At 38.7% G+C, this 17,015-nt stretch carries 16 protein-coding genes; 2 read left to right on the forward strand and 14 right to left on the reverse strand.

The features are described 5' to 3' along the window. Window positions 1–65: 65 nt before the first annotated feature. On the reverse strand, window positions 66–1,070 hold the full coding sequence (locus tag DVJ99_RS09710) for a LysM peptidoglycan-binding domain-containing protein (protein WP_114604051.1): 1,005 nt from the start codon (window positions 1,068–1,070) through the stop codon (window positions 66–68). A gap of 474 nt (window positions 1,071–1,544) precedes the next feature. On the opposite strand from DVJ99_RS09710, the gene DVJ99_RS09715 reads away from it, so the two are divergent. Beyond that, window positions 1,545–4,037: a 5'-nucleotidase C-terminal domain-containing protein gene (locus tag DVJ99_RS09715; protein WP_114604052.1), complete on the forward strand. Its 2,493-nt coding sequence runs from the start codon at window positions 1,545–1,547 to the stop codon at window positions 4,035–4,037. Window positions 4,038–4,106: 69 nt separating this feature from the next. On the opposite strand, the gene DVJ99_RS09720 is transcribed toward DVJ99_RS09715, so the two are convergent. The 7 genes from DVJ99_RS09720 to DVJ99_RS09750 all read right to left on the reverse strand — a co-directional run bounded on the left by DVJ99_RS09720 (window position 4,107) and on the right by DVJ99_RS09750 (window position 11,386). Beyond that, the gene (locus tag DVJ99_RS09720; protein WP_114604053.1) at window positions 4,107–4,892 is read right to left on the reverse strand and encodes an arylamine N-acetyltransferase family protein; all 786 of its coding nucleotides are present in this window, start codon (window positions 4,890–4,892) and stop codon (window positions 4,107–4,109) included. Window positions 4,893–5,140: 248 nt separating this feature from the next. After that, window positions 5,141–6,286: a bifunctional cystathionine gamma-lyase/homocysteine desulfhydrase gene (locus DVJ99_RS09725; RefSeq protein WP_114604097.1), complete on the reverse strand. Its 1,146-nt coding sequence runs from the start codon at window positions 6,284–6,286 to the stop codon at window positions 5,141–5,143. Between the two features lie 106 nt (window positions 6,287–6,392). Then, window positions 6,393–7,298 (reverse strand): PLP-dependent cysteine synthase family protein, encoded by a 906-nt coding sequence (locus DVJ99_RS09730; RefSeq protein ID WP_114604054.1) that lies wholly within the window; start codon window positions 7,296–7,298, stop codon window positions 6,393–6,395. 177 nt (window positions 7,299–7,475) lie between these two features. Continuing rightward, window positions 7,476–8,804 carry a sodium-dependent transporter gene (locus DVJ99_RS09735; RefSeq protein ID WP_114604055.1) on the reverse strand — a complete coding sequence of 443 codons (1,329 nt, stop codon included), beginning with the start codon at window positions 8,802–8,804 and terminating at the stop codon, window positions 7,476–7,478. A gap of 354 nt (window positions 8,805–9,158) precedes the next feature. Further along, window positions 9,159–9,740 (reverse strand): TetR/AcrR family transcriptional regulator, encoded by a 582-nt coding sequence (locus tag DVJ99_RS09740; protein WP_114604056.1) that lies wholly within the window; start codon window positions 9,738–9,740, stop codon window positions 9,159–9,161. A gap of 265 nt (window positions 9,741–10,005) precedes the next feature. Beyond that, the gene (locus DVJ99_RS09745; RefSeq protein ID WP_114604057.1) at window positions 10,006–10,740 is read right to left on the reverse strand and encodes an alpha/beta hydrolase; all 735 of its coding nucleotides are present in this window, start codon (window positions 10,738–10,740) and stop codon (window positions 10,006–10,008) included. Window positions 10,741–10,885: 145 nt separating this feature from the next. Further along, window positions 10,886–11,386: an isoprenylcysteine carboxyl methyltransferase family protein gene (locus tag DVJ99_RS09750; protein WP_114604058.1), complete on the reverse strand. Its 501-nt coding sequence runs from the start codon at window positions 11,384–11,386 to the stop codon at window positions 10,886–10,888. A 431-nt stretch (window positions 11,387–11,817) separates the two neighbouring features. Here DVJ99_RS09750 and DVJ99_RS09755 point away from each other — a divergent pair, with 431 nt between their 5' ends. Next, window positions 11,818–12,522 (forward strand): type 1 glutamine amidotransferase domain-containing protein, encoded by a 705-nt coding sequence (locus DVJ99_RS09755; protein WP_114604059.1) that lies wholly within the window; start codon window positions 11,818–11,820, stop codon window positions 12,520–12,522. 141 nt (window positions 12,523–12,663) lie between these two features. Here the strand turns inward: DVJ99_RS09755 and DVJ99_RS09760 are convergent, their stop codons facing one another. The 6 genes from DVJ99_RS09760 to DVJ99_RS09785 all read right to left on the reverse strand — a co-directional run bounded on the left by DVJ99_RS09760 (window position 12,664) and on the right by DVJ99_RS09785 (window position 16,884). Then, complete coding sequence (locus DVJ99_RS09760; protein WP_162912180.1) at window positions 12,664–13,266, reverse strand: alpha/beta hydrolase; 603 nt, start codon at window positions 13,264–13,266, stop codon at window positions 12,664–12,666. Window positions 13,267–13,303: 37 nt separating this feature from the next. Next, window positions 13,304–14,287: a ring-cleaving dioxygenase gene (locus DVJ99_RS09765; RefSeq protein ID WP_114604060.1), complete on the reverse strand. Its 984-nt coding sequence runs from the start codon at window positions 14,285–14,287 to the stop codon at window positions 13,304–13,306. Window positions 14,288–14,484: 197 nt separating this feature from the next. Next, on the reverse strand, window positions 14,485–15,033 hold the full coding sequence (locus DVJ99_RS09770) for a hypothetical protein (protein ID WP_114604061.1): 549 nt from the start codon (window positions 15,031–15,033) through the stop codon (window positions 14,485–14,487). Between the two features lie 165 nt (window positions 15,034–15,198). Continuing rightward, window positions 15,199–16,011, reverse strand: coding sequence for a DUF4097 family beta strand repeat-containing protein (locus DVJ99_RS09775; RefSeq protein ID WP_114604062.1), 813 nt, complete (start codon window positions 16,009–16,011; stop codon window positions 15,199–15,201). Continuing rightward, the gene (locus tag DVJ99_RS09780; protein ID WP_114604063.1) at window positions 16,008–16,568 is read right to left on the reverse strand and encodes an HAAS signaling domain-containing protein; all 561 of its coding nucleotides are present in this window, start codon (window positions 16,566–16,568) and stop codon (window positions 16,008–16,010) included. The genes DVJ99_RS09775 and DVJ99_RS09780 overlap by 4 nt, the downstream gene beginning before the upstream one ends. Next, the gene (locus DVJ99_RS09785) at window positions 16,561–16,884 is read right to left on the reverse strand and encodes a PadR family transcriptional regulator (RefSeq protein WP_114604064.1); all 324 of its coding nucleotides are present in this window, start codon (window positions 16,882–16,884) and stop codon (window positions 16,561–16,563) included. Before DVJ99_RS09785 ends, DVJ99_RS09780 begins: the two co-directional genes overlap by 8 nt. Window positions 16,885–17,015 lie beyond the last annotated feature (131 nt).

Consider the following 17,015-nt stretch of genomic DNA (forward strand, 5'->3'; position numbering starts at 1 on the left):
CCTCTCTTTTATTGCGAAAAAAATCCAGAGACCCTATCCGTCTCTGGATTTTAAACATTATTCAATTAATGGATAAAGTTATAGTAACCTACTTGGCTTGCAGGAATTGTACGATAAGTCGTATAACCAGGGTTGCCAGTAAAGTTCATTTCAGATACTAATAAACTTCCGTCGCCATTGACACGTTCTACGAACGCTACGTGGCCAAAAGGTCCAGCATCTGATTGCAAGATTGAACCTACAGTTGCGTAATGGTCTACAGTGTAGCCGTCTGCACGCGCTGCATTATCCCAGTTATAAGCATGCCACCAATAAGTGCTGATCGGTTTGCCGATTTGAGCACGGCGATTGAATGTATGCCATGTACATTGACCCCAGTCATATAAGTTAGAGTGGTTGAATACCGGAGTATAGTAACCGCCTCTGCTCGTTGAAACTGATGGTGAAGGCGAATTAGTATTCGCTGCAGTTGTACCGACTACTTTTAATTTTTGTCCCGGATAAATAAAGAAGTTATTTAAACCGTTTAACTTCATAATGTTTTGGTATGTCGTACCGTATTTTGATGCGATTAATGATAATGAATCACCAGGTTGTACCGTATAAACTGAACCGCCTGAAACTTGTGTTCTATTATTAGAAACCGTAGTACTGCTAGAAGCTGTACCGGATACTTTTAAAACTTGTCCTGGATGGATTAAGAATCCGTTTAATCCATTCAAGCGCATAATATTTTGGTATGTCGTACCGTATTTTGATGCGATTAATGATAATGAGTCACCAGGTTGTACTGTATAAGTAGACCCGCCTGATGAACCGCTTGAAGTACTTGTACGATTTGTATTCGCAGAACCAGACACTTTTAAGACTTGGTTCGGGAAAATCAAGTTTGAACTTAAATTGTTTAATGATTTAATATTCGCAATGGACGTGTTGTGACGGTGTGCAATAGACCACAAAGAGTCGCCAGCTTGGACTCTATATGTTGAAGCAGCATCTGCAGCTCCAGCAGTAGCAATTGCAGAAACAGCGCCAGTCCCAACAACAGCAGCAATAATTTTCTTTTGCAATGGAAATGCCTCCTGACAATAGTATATTCTCTCGATCAGCGATGACTGTTCATCCTGCCTGCCCTTTCGGATTGCCATTGCTGATTTTCTCTTTTCCACCTATACACTTAATTATTATACACATCATTTACGTATGACATATTATCATTAGATGACATTTAGGTTACAAAAGATTCAATTCTATTTTTTCTAATATAATGTAAGCGCTTAACTTATTGTCGCATCTATAAACAATCCTATTTAAGATACCTTTTATTTATATCATTACTTTTTCCACCACGATTCCAACAAGTTCCCCCGATTACTATCAATCATTGAACCCTATTTTCGTCTTGAATTTCCGATAAACCAAAAAATATATTTATTACGTCGTAAACATTTGTAAAATTAACAAAAATTAAATACATTTTGATACGTTTCACTGGTACTATAGTGTTGTGTGCTTAACACAATCCAATAAAAAGGAGGACACAAATGCATAAGTTACTATTAAGAACTTGCTTCTTAGTCGCAACTTTATTCTTACTGTTCAACATCACAAGTTTTGCGGCAGAAACAGCAGCAACTCCGTCTGACAGTATGGATACGACAGTACAAACAGCTCAAGAACCAAAAGCATCCGCTTCTGACAATGCACCTGTGCAGGAAGCACCTGCTGAAACGACACAAAAAACAGCAGACGTACCCGCTTCGCCAACTGAAAACACTGCACAAAGCATTACGCAGACCGCACCATCTTCAGACTCAACACCAACAGCTGAACCTGAAGTTGCAAAAGCAAGTCCTGCATCTACTGACACTGCAACACAAACTACTACGCAACCCGCTGATACTGTGAAACCTGAAACAACAACAGCACCAAAAACACAAACCGTTTCGCAACCATCAGCACCAACAACACAAAATGCTGAGCCTGACACTATGACAGCTTCAGCAGCACGCAGCACTGCACAAACAGATTCCAACACTGCGCAGCACGTCAAAATTCTTCATACTAATGATATGCACGGACGTATCTTAGAAGAAGACGGACGCGTCATCGGGATGTCTAAATTAAAGACCATCAAGCAGCAAGAAAATCCGGATTTAATGCTGGATTCCGGGGATGCTTTCCAAGGTTTGCCTATCTCTAACAACACAAAAGGTGCAGATATGGCAGAAGCAATGAACGATGTGGGTTACGATGCTATGGCCGTCGGCAACCATGAGTTCGATTTCGGCTTGGATCAAGCAATCAAATACAAAGATCAATTAAACTTCCCTATTCTTTCGGCGAATACATATAAAGATGGGAAGCCGCTCTTTGACCCTTACACCATCGTCAATAAAAACGGCATTAACTACGGGATTATCGGTGTCACAACACCTGAAACCGGCGTTAAAACACACCCGAATAACATCCAAGGTGTCACTTTTACAGAACCGATTCCTGCCGTACAAAATGTCATGAATCAAATTAAAGACCAAGCAGATATTTTTATCATTCTCTCTCATTTAGGGATTGACGGGTCTACCAAAACTGAATGGCGCGGAGATACATTAGCGAATACGTTAGCGCGCGATCGCCGCTTTAACGACAAAGAAATTATCATCTTAGACGGCCATTCGCACTCAGTCATTGAAAATGGCGAAATCAATCAAAATACATTGTTAGCACAAACAGGTACAGCGCTCGCAAACATCGGAAAAGTAGAATTCGATTATGCAGATAACACTGTATCTAACTTAAAAGATTCATTAATCAACGTGAAAGACACAGCGAATGTACAGCCTGATCCAACTTTGCAACAAAAAATGGATGAAGCAAAAGCGAAATTCGACGCACAAGTGTCTGAAGTAATCATTCCTGATAACCAAGTACAATTCCAAGGTGAACGCGATGATGTTCGCAGACACGAAACTAACTTAGGGAATGCTATTACAGACAGCATGGAAGCTTATGCTCAAGACGGTTTCTCGCACCCTGCAGATTTTGCGGTAACTAACGGCGGCGGTATCCGTGCTTCTATCGATAAAGGCAAAGACGTTACACTTGGCGATGTGATTACTGTATTGCCATTCGGCAACACAATTTCTCAAATCCAAGTTTCTGGCGAAAACGTTAAGAAAATGTTCGAACACAGCCTGAGTGCACCAGTTGAAAATGGTGAATTAGGCGCAAACGGCGGTTTCTTGCACGCTTCTAAATCTATCCGTGTTTATTACGACATCAATAAAGCACCTGGTGAACGTGTACTTAAAATTGAAGTCTTAAATAAACAAACACAGCAATTCGAACCATTAGATAACGCCCGCACTTACTATGTAACCACAAATGATTTCACAGCTGCCGGCGGCGATGGTTACGATATGTTAGGCGGACCGCGTGAAGAAGGCATCTCATTAGATAAAGTCTTTGCGGACTACCTTGAAACAGCAGATTTATCACAATACGCTACAGATACAGCCAGCCGTATTATCAATGGCCAACCTCCTGTTGCGGATACTGAAACACCTGGCGTCAAAACAGATACACCAGCAGAACAAGACAACAGCCCAGCACCAGGTCAATCTTCTGAACCTGCAGCACAAGGCAATGTACCGGTTGTACCTGAAGATCAACCAGCAGTTGCTCAACCGCAAACACCTGTTGTTAACGGACAAGGTAATCCTGTCAAAGCACCATCCAATGTGATTCCTTTCCCATCAAACAAACCATCAGGTGTGCCTGCAGACCAGCCGGCTGCAGCACAACACACGAACACTGCACATCCTGGCACTGCAGCTGACAACGTGATGTACCATCCAGCACATAAAGCTGTACATCATAACAATACAGCTGCGCCGACAAACAAAACTGCTCAATCTGATGCAAGTCATCACTTGCCGAACACAGGCACATCACAACTTCCATTCTTACCGATTGGATTAGTCCTTTTAGGTTTAGGTACTTATTGTGTAACACGAAAAGCAGATAAAGCAGCATAAACCCAAATAAAAGCAGCGCAACTTCCTATATTTTCAGGAGGTTGTGCTGCTTTTTCTTCATGCAATATATTATGAAAATGTCGCAATGGTCATCTTCGGTATACCAAAATATGTTTCTAAGAAATCTTGGTAGTTCTCTTTCGTTGTTGTTTGTACAGACTTATCACCGTTTGAAAGCAGTGTTAAATGATTATGTGTTAATGTATTGCGTCCGGTTTCTGTCGCTTTTGTGATCAGTAAACCTTGAACAAATATAGAATCCGGGCTGGATTGATTGTAGGCAATCCCATCTTCGAATGCCTCTAACGTTTTTGGTTCATTCAACACACGGTAGCTGATTTGCCATGCTTGTTGTGCATCAGACCATTTCTCAATGTCATAATAATCTTCATTCAAGCCATGTACTCTGTAACTGCCTGTCACATCTGACAGACCTTCACTTGGACAAGGCATAGGCAAAGCAAATTTCGGCATGTCCCCAAAACCGATATCTGCGACATACGCTTTATCATCAATCGTGACTTTTAAGGACATATGCGAGCCTTCACGCGCCCAGCCGTTCGGACTCATCACGGTTGCGGACATTGCGTCGACTTCAAAGCCTTTATATTCTAAATAATGCTTAAAGAAATAATTCATTTCATAACAAAAGCCGCCGCGCTGTTCATCTACTACTTTTTGCATCATCGCTTCATCTGTCAATGCAAGCGGCCAGCCATTCTGCACGTTGATATTTTCAAACGGCACCTTCAGCATATACTGGCGGATATAGTGATTCAACGCCTCTAAATCTGCAGATTTATGGTCATTCGGATCTATTCCTAAATAACGTTCTAATCTTGTGAAGTCCACCACACTATCAGCCTTCTTTCTCTGTTTTTACAACACGCAAAGTGTCGTCTTTTAACAAGATACATCACTTACTATTCTAACTTAGCCTGTGCACTGATGCGATGAATGCGTTTAAGCACACTTATTATTGTTTTTGAGACTGTTTCACCCACTCTAATACCGCAAATCTTCACGCTATTTGTTAGATCAACCTGATGTAAATTAAAAGATGCCCTCCACACTTAGTGAAAGGCACCTTGTTGATGCATTAATTATTTTAATTGATCTAATGCTTGTTTTAAGTCTTCGATTAAATCATCAGTGTCTTCAATACCTACTGATAAACGGATTAAACCATCCGCAATGCCTTCTTTTTCACGTACTTCTTTAGGGATAGAAGCATGTGTCATTAATGCTGGAACAGAGATTAAACTTTCTACTGCGCCTAAGCTTTCTGCTAATGTGAAGTATTTTGTATTTCGAATGACTGCTTTCGCTGATTCGATATCCGGCACTACAAATGATACAACACCAGTGTGTCCTGTTGCTTGACGTGCTTGAATATCATGGTTCGGATGATCTTTTAAGCTTGGGTGATAAACTTTTTCTACTTTAGGGTGGTTCGCAAGCATTTCAGATACAGCAACTGCACTGCGGCTGACTTGTTCCATACGTAAGCCTAATGTTTTAATACCGCGGATAAGCAAGTAGCTGTCTTGCGGTCCTAAAACGCCGCCTGTAGAGTTTTGGATAAAGCCGATACGTTCCGCTAAATCTTCATCATTTGTCGCAACTAAACCGCCGATGACATCACTATGACCGCCGATATATTTAGAAGCAGAGTGTAAAACAATATCTGCACCTAAAGTAAGCGGATTTTGGAAATAAGGTGACATGAATGTATTGTCTACTACTGAGATTAAGTTGTGTTTTTTCGCGATATCCGCTGATGCTTTAATATCTGTAACACGTAATAATGGGTTAGACGGTGTTTCAATGATTAACATTTTTGTTTCTGGTTTGATAGACGCTTCAATATTGTTTGCATCTGTTGTATCAACGAAATCTGCATCGATACCTAAACGGTTGAATACTTTTGTTAAGACACGGAAAGTACCGCCGTATACATCAGAGTTGACCACAATATGATCGCCTTTGTCTAATAACATCACTACTGCAGAAATTGCGGCTACACCTGAACCGAACGCATACCCGAAACGTCCATGTTCTAAATCAGCAATTGTACTTTCTAAAGCAGTACGTGTAGGGTTGCCGCTTCGTGAATACTCATAACCTTCACGCAAGTCTCCGATATCATCTTGCAAATAAGTACTTGTTTGATAAATCGGTGTTGTTACTGCACCAGTATAGTCATCAGTCGTATGTCCGCCATGGACCATTTGTGTTTTTTTATTCATGATATTAGCTCCTTTTTTAATCGTTTCTGACAACAGTAAAAGACACCTTAAGATAACGTGCTTGATCAACATTATCAGTGCCTCTCACTTGTTGTTTGAACTTCATTTACTTATTGTGTTTTCCCGAATAATTAAAGATGGATTTAGACATGTAGCGATCGCTGCCATCAGGGAAGACGGTCACAATCGTACCTTTGTCTAGGCGTTTTTTGATTTCTAATGCACCTTGCAGCGCTGCTCCCGATGAGCTTCCTACAAGGAGGCCTTCTTGCAATGCCAGCTGTTTTACATTATGAAAAGCAGCTTCATCCGCAATTGTTAAGATTGTTTCCACTAATCCTTTATCCAAGAAGACCGGCCATTTTTCAGAACCGATACCTTCTGTGTCATGCAATTGCTTTTTACCGCCGTTGAGCACTGACCCGACAGGCTCAACAATGACATTTTTCACATTGTGTTCAGCCAGCACTTCTGCAGTACCTGTAAAAGTACCCCCAGAGCCGACGCCGGCCACAAAATAATCAATCTGCGGCACTTCTTTCAAGATTTCTTGCGCAAGTGTGTCGCGATATGCGCCTGGATTATCTTCAGATTCAAATTGGTTCATATAATATGCACCATGTTCTGCCGCATATGCTTTTGCTTCATTTTGCGCACCAATCATACCGCCGTTTTGCGGTGTTCGAATCACTTCAGCTCCCAATGCTTCCATAATCGAAATTTTCTCCGCCGCAAATCCTTGTGGTGCGTAAATCACACATCGCAAACCATAATGATTCGCCGCAATCGCTAATCCAATACCTGTGTTTCCAGCCGAAGCTTCAACAATCGTATCTCCGCGTTGAATTTGTCCTCGTTCTAATGCTTGCTCCACCAAATACTTTCCTAAACGGTCTTTGACACTGCCGCCAGGATTAAATTGTTCCAGTTTCGCATAGATAGTGACGTTCTCATCACTGAACGATTCCAATTTAACGAGAGGCGTATTGCCGATTAAATCATATGCAATCATTGGTTTCCTCCCCGAGATGCGTGTGACGAAAGGCTTAACGTCTTTCTTAATTACGCAACCCAATTATTCCTATCATACTAGTCTGAATTATAACGCAATACAGTAAGGAATGCAATTGAATACTAAGATTAAAAAATTCCCGCTGTCTGACAGCGGGAATAGTATAAAATCTTAGGTTTAGAAAAATTGAATTACAAATACTAGCAATATCACGACAGGTAAGACAAATTTCACTAAATAATACCATGGCGCAAAGAACTTGAAGCGATCATAACCAAAGACAGATTTCAAATCCTCTTTCGTTAATAACTGACCAACAAATAAAGTCGTGGCTAATGCGCCTAAAGGCATTAAAATATTTGAAACTAAGAAATCCATATTATCGAAAATTGTACCTGCTAAGAAATGTACACCGCTCAAACTGCTGAAAGATAATGTTGCCGGAATACTGATAATAAACACAAGTATACTGCCAATCACTGCAACTCTGCCGCGTTTGCGATTATCATTCTTCGTAAAGTTCGATACATTCAATTCTAATAATGAAATTGAAGATGTCAGTGCCGCAAATAAGAATAAAATTAAGAAAATCAGATAGAAGCCTGGACCAAAGCTCATCTTTTCAAAGACATGCGGCAATACTTTGAATAGCAGACCCGGACCTTCTTCTGGTTTATAACCGAATGCATTAATCGCAGGGAAAATTGCAAGGCCTGCCAATAATGAAACAATAATATTCATAATAACAATTGATAGTGCTGATGTTTTAATCGTCATCTCTTTCGGTGCATAACTGGCATATGTAATCATTCCGGTTGTACCTAAAGATAACGCAAAGAAAGATTGTCCCAGCGCGAACAATACACCTTCCATGGACAGCTCTTCCATACGCGGTTCTAAAATGAAACGCACACCTTCCGCTGCACCTTCAAGTGTCAGTGATTTGACCACAATTAAAATCAAGAAGACAAATAACAGCGGCATCATTACTTTAGAAGCTTTCTCTAATCCATGTTCTACCCCTAACATGACAATCAGCATTGTAATTAAAATAAATGCCCCTTGTCCGATAATCGTATAGACTGGATTGCTGATGACTTGATCAAAGTGAATACTGCCTAAACCGCCTTGATCGAAGCCTAAAATCTGCATAGCGACTTGTGCAATATAGATGACAATCCAACCGCCGACTACGCTGTAAAATCCGAATAAAACAAATACTGCAATATTACCGCTCCAGCCTATCGCATTCGTCCATTTCTTATTGGAGAGCTTGCCGAAGATTGCAGTTGTGTACGTTCTGCCGAGTTTCCCGATTGTGAATTCCATAATCAGCAGCGGCAAACCGATAAATATTGTAAATATCAAAAACATAATTAAAAACGCACCGCCGCCGTACACACCGGCCATATATGGAAATTTCCACATAGCCCCTAGTCCGATTGCCGAGCCTGCGCTTGCTAAAATAAACCCTGTTGACGTTTTCCATTGAGATTGTTTCGACACGTTCTTCATCCTTTTCTATCTGTTTAGAGTTGCGTTTAACTCATTTACGTTAAAGCGTTAAAGCGTTCATGTGATTAAGTATACTATAACACAATAATAGCAATCCCTCAACCTTAATTTAAAGTGTGAAAACTTGATTTAACCTTGTCATCATAGCGGTTTCAATGATTTTCAAAAGTTCATTTTTTAATTTCAAGTACAGCACAAAAAAGACTGCTTAGATCTCAAGCTTGAGAAAATATTAATGCTAAGCAGCCATACAAATATATTTGATTTTTTAATTTTAGCAAAGATATCAGGCACAAAACAAAAAGAGATTACCCTCTTTTAGGATAACCCCTTGCATCTCATATTTTATTCATCTATTTGTGATTCATTTAATTCTAATAGTGAATCCAGCATTGAACTTACTTCACCCTCTAATGTTTCGCGGCGGTAACTCAACTCATCGAAGTAGTTGATGAATGTTGTTCTGACGAAGCCGCTTTCGATTACACCGAACATTAATTCTTCAAACGCTGAAAACGAAATGGATACATCGTTCTTTTCATAGAACACTTTAAATAAGGCAATCACTCGCTTATGCAGTGCTGCGACATTGACATATAACTGTTCTTTGAATTCTTCAGGCGCTTGTGTAAATTGCAAGTACATGCGCAAGTAACTAATGTTTGGTTTGAAAACCACGTCTAAAATAAATTGCTTCAAATTCTCTAATGACGTATGAGAAGCATCTTCTTGCAAATCAAGCATTCTATTAAAATGATTAAATATACGCACCGTACATTCTTCATAGATATTTGCTTTACTTGGGAAGTAGTAGTAAAGACTCGCTTTTTTTATTGAAACGCTTTTCGCGATTTCATCAAGAGTGCAACCATAGTAACCCTTTTTCGCAAACAGCTCAATCGCATTTTTGATAATCTCATTCTTCATTGCGAAATCCCTCCAATCATTTCTCTCTTTCTCATTCTGCGGAAATTTCTTCTTGATGGCAGGCATTTGTATAAAAAGCATTTTGTAGTAACAATTTTCCTCTTACAAGAGGTGACTACCTTGGGGTGTCAACGGGGAACTTATTAGTAAAAATACTCTTGGAGCCATCATAACACATCCAAGCACTCTGATACATTAATAGTCGATTATACTTATATGATTTTACGCTACTTTTCTTAATATGTAAAACGCTTACACGTAAATGTTACGATTTATACAAAAATTTAATAATATTATCAATTATTTCTTCTAATTGTGAACTTCTTGTGATCAAATGACCGGCATGTGCATAACTATGCAGTTCCGCTGACACAGCTTGTGTCAGATTTTGAACAATCTTTTTTGCACTTTCATGATAGGACTGATCATCAGCACCGCCGTACGCAACGAATGTCGGTGATGTCACTTTGTTCAATTCATTCATAGTCTGGTTCACAAATGCCTCAAAATGCGCTGCACCTTCACGATAAGCAGGAACATAAGCCATTTGCTCTGCTTGTTCTTCCTCTGTACATCCGATGTAATATTGCAGACGTGTACCATAATGGTTCAATCTGCTTAAGACACCCGATTGAGATTTACGGTAAGGGACAGACATCGCAATCGTACGTGCAACGTCAAACTGCTGTGCTAACTTCAATGCAAAAATACCGCCTAATGATACGCCTGCTACATTGATATTGGTATAACCTTTCGCATGAAGAAAACCATATGCTGCTTCTGCATCTTCCCACCAATCTCTGATATCGTATTGAACAAATTCAGATACAGGCAAGCCGTGCCCTCTGTAACAAGGTGCGTAACAAGTATAACCTTTTGCATGTAATGCCTCAGCAAGTGCTTTCACATCTTGTATTGTACCTGTAAAAGAGTGCAATAATAGAACCGCTTCAGATCCGCCTTCTAAAAAGAGTGCTTTTGGTGCTTTAACTTTTAACATTCAACTCACTCCATCTCAGTTGTAATCCTATTATAGAATGATTATACGGACTATTTCCACAAAAGGTTAAGCGTAATTTAATATTTAAATGTATTAATTAAAAAGACTAGAAAACATTGGTGTATTTTCTAGTCTTTGATGCAACTTATTTAAGATGTGACATTGCGCGCTCTTCTTGTTTGATACGTATAAAGAGTATATACGCATACGGCAGCAGTAAAATTGCTGCAGGATAAGCGTGTGTTAATAAGATGACCCCTATCAACTCAGGTATAATATTTAAAAAATAGTTTGGATGCTTGATATACTTAAATATACCCGTTTTTATTACTTTATGCTCTTTGAGAATATATATTTTCAAAGTCCAAATCGGTCCTAGTGTATGAATTACCCAAAATAATACAATATAACTCCCGATTAATAACAAAGTTCCCGCTTGAGCGATCCTATCAAAGGGAGGGTGATAAATAACTGCATAACTAAAACTCACTAAATAGATTAAAATATGTACCCATGCAAGGTACTTAGAATTTCTTGCACCATGTTCTACTGCACCCTGTGCAATTAAAAGCCGCTCGTGTTTCATTGAAATAGATAAAGAATACAACCTAACTAAAAAGAATAAACCTAATATTGCGACACTCATTGACAACCTCCATACCTCACTATCAATAATCATAAACAAAGCCTGGACTTCGAATGCTGATCAAAATCCAGGCTTCCTCTACTTATTTCTTAAAAATTTTTCTACAACTTTTTTACTTAAGCTTTCATAGACAACATCTGAGCAATTCATTAAACAAAAAAGAAAAAAAGAAAAAAGAAAAATAGAAAAGAGAAAAAAGAAAAAACACAATATAAAACATCAAAGAAATAACAAAAAAATAACAAAATGTGTGTCATGCTTAATTTCAGACTACTTAAGCACAAGTTAATTTTAATGTCTCTTGCCCTCTTTTCCAATTAACGCATCATTAACAAATTCTTAACTTTAGTTAATGCTTGCAGTGCATTATTATGTTCGAAAAAGACTCAATTGCTGTATAATCCTTTTAAACCATAACAGGAGGAAATTACATGCCTAAAAAAGTTCTAATCGTCAATACAAGTGTCGACCATTTCGAAAATTTTGATGTTGCTACTGGTTTGTGGCTAGGCGAACTCGTTCATTTTTATGACGTCATGCACCGTAATCATATCCAAATGGATATCGTCAATACTAAAGGAGGCGCAACGCCTATTGATCCAGTCAGTACCTCCAAACTTATGCTGGATAAATTAACCAAGCAATATCAAAACAATCAAGCATTTATGCAATTGTTAGAAACATCACCCTCTATTAAGACAATCAATCCTAAAGATTATGATGCTGTTTATTTCACAGGAGGTCATGGTGTCATGTATGATTTCCCAGGAAATCCTGATATTCAACGTGTGATTTCAAAAGTCAGAGAACAAGGCGGTATTGTCTCAGCAGTTTGCCATGGGATCTGTGCTTTCTTAGATTTCAAAGATACAAATGGCGTTTATTATGTATCTGGCAAAAAACTCACAGGCTTTTCTAATTTCGAAGAAAAATTGGCTCATCGTAAAAAGTTAGTACCATTTATGTTAGAAGATCAATTATTTGCACAAGGTGCTGATTATACTAAAGCTGCATTGCCATTTCGTCCATATACTGTCACAGATTATCATTTAGTCACAGGTCAGAACCCTCAATCTCCTAAACGTGTCGCAAAAAAAGTACTAGCATTATTAAACGCAAAAGACAAAATAAAATAGTTACACAGAGAAAAAGACCTGGTCGCAACCACTTTGGTTGTGCCAGGTCTCTTGTTATTTTGGGGGTTTTGATTGAATTTGTTTTGGAGGTCCTTCAATCACGTGTCTTTAATGCTATCTATTTTAGAGTGATCATGTTTTTTAGTTGTTGCCGTTAACGACTTTATCTGCGTCGTTTAATGATTGTTCTGTAATGCCGTGTGATTGTGTCCAGTGTGTTGTTACATTTGCGCCTGAACGTTTGAATAAATCAATTAAGCGTTCGCTTTCAGATACAGGTACGATAGGATCATGTGTACCCATTGAAAGGTAAATGTCCATGTGACTTAAGTCTTTAACGTCATCAATTTGTGTCGGGTAAAGTCCTGCGAATAATAATGCTTTATCGAATTTAGTGTTGTCGCGCAATAACAAGTTAATCGCAATATTTGTACCGTTTGAGAATCCGACTAAGATTGCTTTTTCTAAATCAAAGTCATATTCTTCAGCAGCTTCTTTTAAGAAGTCGTATAACTCTGTACCGCGTTCCTCTAAATCTTCCCAGTCATATTGACCTTCGCCGTGGCGTTTGAAGAAACGTGTCATACCGTTTTCATCTACGTTGCCTTTCACACCCAGCATATTATAGTTTTGGTTCAAGCGTAATGCGAGCGGGAATAAATCTGATTCATCGCCGCCAGTACCGTGCAAGAGAATAAATGTCGGTTGATCTTCACCGTTACCTTTTTTGAAAATGTGTTTCATACTTAATGCCATCGTATCTGCCTCCTAGAGTTATTAATTATTGATTTTTACGGCCAGGTTGGTTGTGGCGTGTCGTATCAATATGACGCACTTGTGCTTCGATTGCTTCTCTTTTTGGTTCTAAGAATGGAGGTAATGATAATTTTTCACCTAGTGTTTCATAGTCTTCATCACCCATGAATCCTGGACCATCTGTCGCAATTTCAATTAAGATACCAGGATAGAATTTAGAATAAAGTGATTTGAAGAAGTAACGTTCCACAAATCCAGAGTTGCCGATTTGATATTCATTCAAACGGTCAATCCATTCATCTAATCCTTCTTTGTCAGCGACACGGAATGCTGTGTGGTGAATTGTACCGTAACCTTGCATACCTGGGTTGCCGCCGAGTTTGCGTACAATCACTTGTCCGCCGTTGCCGCCTTTGCCTGTTTCGAATAAGTGATAGTCGCCTTCTTGATCTACTTCTTTATAGCCATAAACTTCTTCGAATACAGCTTTGAATGGGTCAAAACGGCTTACGTTTAATTCGATTGGGCCTAAACCAACAATCGCATATTCTTCAGGTACTGGCGCATTTTTCCATGCGACACCTGGTTCTACACTATCAGCCGCATCTTTTTCGTCTGAGATTAATGTGTATTGTTGTCCATCGAAGTCTTCGAATTCAATGATTTTTTTACCGAATCTTTCGCTTGGCGCATCGTGTTTTACATCTAATTCGTCAAAACGATTGTTCCAGAAATCAATTGCCGCATCTGATGGGACACGAAGTGTAATACGTGCAATTTCATCAGTTCCGTGTGTACCTTTTGGAATTCCAGGGAAATCAAAGAATGTCACGTCAGTTCCGGCATTCCCTTCATCATCCGCAAAGAATAAATGGTAAGTTTGGATATCATCTTGGTTTACAGTTTTTTTCACTAATCTAAGGCCTAAAACATCAGTAAAGAAGTCATATATTTTAACAGCGTCACTTGTAATAGCAGTAACATGGTGCATTCCTTTTAAGTTTTTCATTTAACTTCAGCTCCTCTTCTTTGAATAAGTTCCCCTTTTACTATTTATATTTGTGTCATAGTAAAGCGGTTCTTCTTCCGATATACTTATTATACTTCATATAATAATACTACTTTCGAAATAATGCAAGTGTTTATGCTCACAACTCTCATTACCGTAAAAAAACGACTCCAAACTTCTTTGTCTGGAGTCATTTTCTATACATTCACTGCGGATTTTTGCACAAATTGCAATTCATAGATAGCTTCTTCATTAAATTGATTAAAGCTGTCGATTTTTCCGTATAATTCCAAGTGCTGATATTTACGGCTTAAATTATGCTTAAAGTCGATGTTCACTTTTAAGCTCGCTTCATAGCCGTTTTGTTTAATCGTTTCCTCTAATTCATGGAAAACACCTTCATTAATCGACACAAGATAGAATTCTTTACTCGGCAAAATACTGACATACTTTCTTTGCAAGACTTCTTCTTTTCCCATATGCGTTATAGTAACCACAACTTCTTTTGCGGCACCGCCGCCTAAGTTATAAAGTTTTAAAAAGCGATTGCTGTCTTCTCCTGTTGTATTTATATTAAATAACTTCAAATGCCCGTCTTTGCCAGTCTTCAATAAGATTTGATCAAAGCCGATGGCTGGTATGAAGGAAATACGCATTTGATATAACTGTATAGAAACAGATATTAAATAGAAACACGCCATAATAAAGGTTCCGATTGAACCGATGGCTGATAATATATTGACCATAAGTCGCTCCTTTCTTCTGTGTTAAAAAATCGCAACGCATATTCTAACGTATTCAATAACAAGAAAAAAGGCATTTGTTTTATTCTTAAAAACAAATTTAATATTATGGAATATTTACACCAAAAGAAAGACTGAGCAATTATTACTCAGCCCTCCTATCATGATTTAATGTACTTCTATTGCACCTGTATCTGTTTGTAATTGGAGTGTATACGTGCCTTTGCCATACTGCTTAGCTTTTAATTCAGGTTGATAGACATCAATGCTGGATGTGTCTTCATCACTGTCATTTTCTAGTTTGGTATTGTGTGGTGCTTGGTCATATTTTACAGTGATATCTCCTGTATCTGTGACAGCTTTAATATTTGCATCGCCCTTAATTCCTTTTATTATTGAATCTCCAACATCATTTTCTAATTTCAAATCTTTAAACTCAGTACGGTCTATAAGGATATCTCCTGTATCACTCTTAGTATCGATACGTTCGATATGTGATGTTTTCAATGTGAGATCTCCCGTATCTACTTGAGTACGCAGGCTTTCAGATTTTAAGTCTTCTATCGTGATATCCGTTGTATCGTTATTAATTACCACTTCATCTAAGAGACGATCAGGAACAGTAATGGTAACTTCGCTGCTTTTATGACCATCAAAGCGGAAATTAATGGTCGGCTGCCGATAGTGTTCTTGTACTTTTAATGTGCCGTTTTCAACTGAACTTGAAATACTGTTTTTACCTTTGATTCCGCCCTCGCCTTTTACATTGAAATGCTGGCCGCGTTTGATTTTAATATCAGAGGCCTGTGTTTTAATATCAAGCTTTTTAATCTCAGCATCTTGGTTCGCATAATCTTTTTCATAATGCATCGGGTGATCTGTTTGTTGTGCAAGTTTCTTACCTTCTACATACGCTGCTATGCCAAAACCAATCGTCATCAGCAATCCTGCACTAAAGATAATAATGAGTGCTTTTTTCATGATTGAGCACTTCCCTTCACAACTTTAATATTCCAACGCAGATACTTCATAAAGAGGATGAAGCTCCATTTACAAGCAAGATACGTTACTGTAAAGCACATCAACCCTACTCCGAAACAAGTGAAAGCCGTGTAGATATCTAATGGAATAATTTGACCGAAGCCTTCCATGATACCTTTTACGATGAGTAAGAGCGGTGTTGCGAGCAGTGAAATCGTCGCAACTATCAAGCCGAATAAGATGCCGAAAAGCGACGCAAGGATAACTGTTACCACAAAGAAGTTTAAAATACTGAGACCCATTACTGCGAGCACCGCGTTGGTCACATTGCCGGCATTGCGATCACCTTCAGCTTTTTCCATCGCATTTGCAGCACTCATTTCACGCCCGATTTCTTTTGGGTTCCCAAGTTCACTGGCAATTTCTGCTTCAGTCTTTCCTGCTGCTTTGCCGCTGATGAAATGTGTTTCGTATTCATCGAGAATATCTTGTCTTTCTTCTGGTGAAACTCTGGTCAAATAACGATTTAGCAACTTTAAATATTCTTCTTTACTCATCTGTCTCACTCTCCTCAATAAATAAATCAACAGCTGCTGTAAATGCTTTCCATTCTTTAAGCAATGCGTCTAAACGTTCTAGACCTTCATCAGTAATACGGTAATATTTTCGTGCCGGACCTTCAGTGGACGGTTTGAAATAAGTGGTTAAATAGCCTTCTTTAACTAAGCGGCGCATTAAAGGGTAGACTGTACCTTCCGCGATTGTGATACGCGGTGTAATCTTTTGAACAAGCGAATAGCCGTATTGGTCTTCACCTTTAATAATGAGTAAGACTAAAAACTCAAGCGCTCCTTTCTTAAATTGAATGTTCATGGCAATCCTCCATATACATTACTCAGTACTGTGCAATGTTTAGTAGTAGTTCATTTATAATATACCCTTTACTATTAAACTATGCAAGGTAGTGTATTAAAATAATTGTCAACTTCGTGACTTTTGTAAAG

This window comes from Staphylococcus sp. EZ-P03 (genome assembly GCF_003344575.1).
GTDB lineage: Bacteria > Bacillota > Bacilli > Staphylococcales > Staphylococcaceae > Staphylococcus > Staphylococcus simulans_B.

Bases quoted from the DNA above. Each gene is read 5' to 3' on its own strand.
- DVJ99_RS09715 (WP_114604052.1), top strand. From the start codon at position 1,545: ATGCATAAGTTACTATTAAGAACTTGCTTCTTAGTCGCAACTTTATTC.
- DVJ99_RS09725 (WP_114604097.1), bottom strand. From the start codon at position 6,286: ATGAATAAAAAAACACAAATGGTCCATGGCGGACATACGACTGATGAC.
- DVJ99_RS09730 (WP_114604054.1), bottom strand. From the start codon at position 7,298: ATGATTGCATATGATTTAATCGGCAATACGCCTCTCGTTAAATTGGAA.
- DVJ99_RS09740 (WP_114604056.1), bottom strand. From the start codon at position 9,740: ATGAAGAATGAGATTATCAAAAATGCGATTGAGCTGTTTGCGAAAAAG.
- DVJ99_RS09745 (WP_114604057.1), bottom strand. From the start codon at position 10,740: ATGTTAAAAGTTAAAGCACCAAAAGCACTCTTTTTAGAAGGCGGATCT.
- DVJ99_RS09750 (WP_114604058.1), bottom strand. From the start codon at position 11,386: ATGAGTGTCGCAATATTAGGTTTATTCTTTTTAGTTAGGTTGTATTCT.
- DVJ99_RS09755 (WP_114604059.1), top strand. From the start codon at position 11,818: ATGCCTAAAAAAGTTCTAATCGTCAATACAAGTGTCGACCATTTCGAA.
- DVJ99_RS09760 (WP_162912180.1), bottom strand. From the start codon at position 13,266: ATGAAACACATTTTCAAAAAAGGTAACGGTGAAGATCAACCGACATTT.
- DVJ99_RS09765 (WP_114604060.1), bottom strand. From the start codon at position 14,287: ATGAAAAACTTAAAAGGAATGCACCATGTTACTGCTATTACAAGTGAC.
- DVJ99_RS09770 (WP_114604061.1), bottom strand. From the start codon at position 15,033: ATGGTCAATATATTATCAGCCATCGGTTCAATCGGAACCTTTATTATG.
- DVJ99_RS09775 (WP_114604062.1), bottom strand. From the start codon at position 16,011: ATGAAAAAAGCACTCATTATTATCTTTAGTGCAGGATTGCTGATGACG.
- DVJ99_RS09780 (WP_114604063.1), bottom strand. From the start codon at position 16,568: ATGAGTAAAGAAGAATATTTAAAGTTGCTAAATCGTTATTTGACCAGA.
- DVJ99_RS09785 (WP_114604064.1), bottom strand. From the start codon at position 16,884: ATGAACATTCAATTTAAGAAAGGAGCGCTTGAGTTTTTAGTCTTACTC.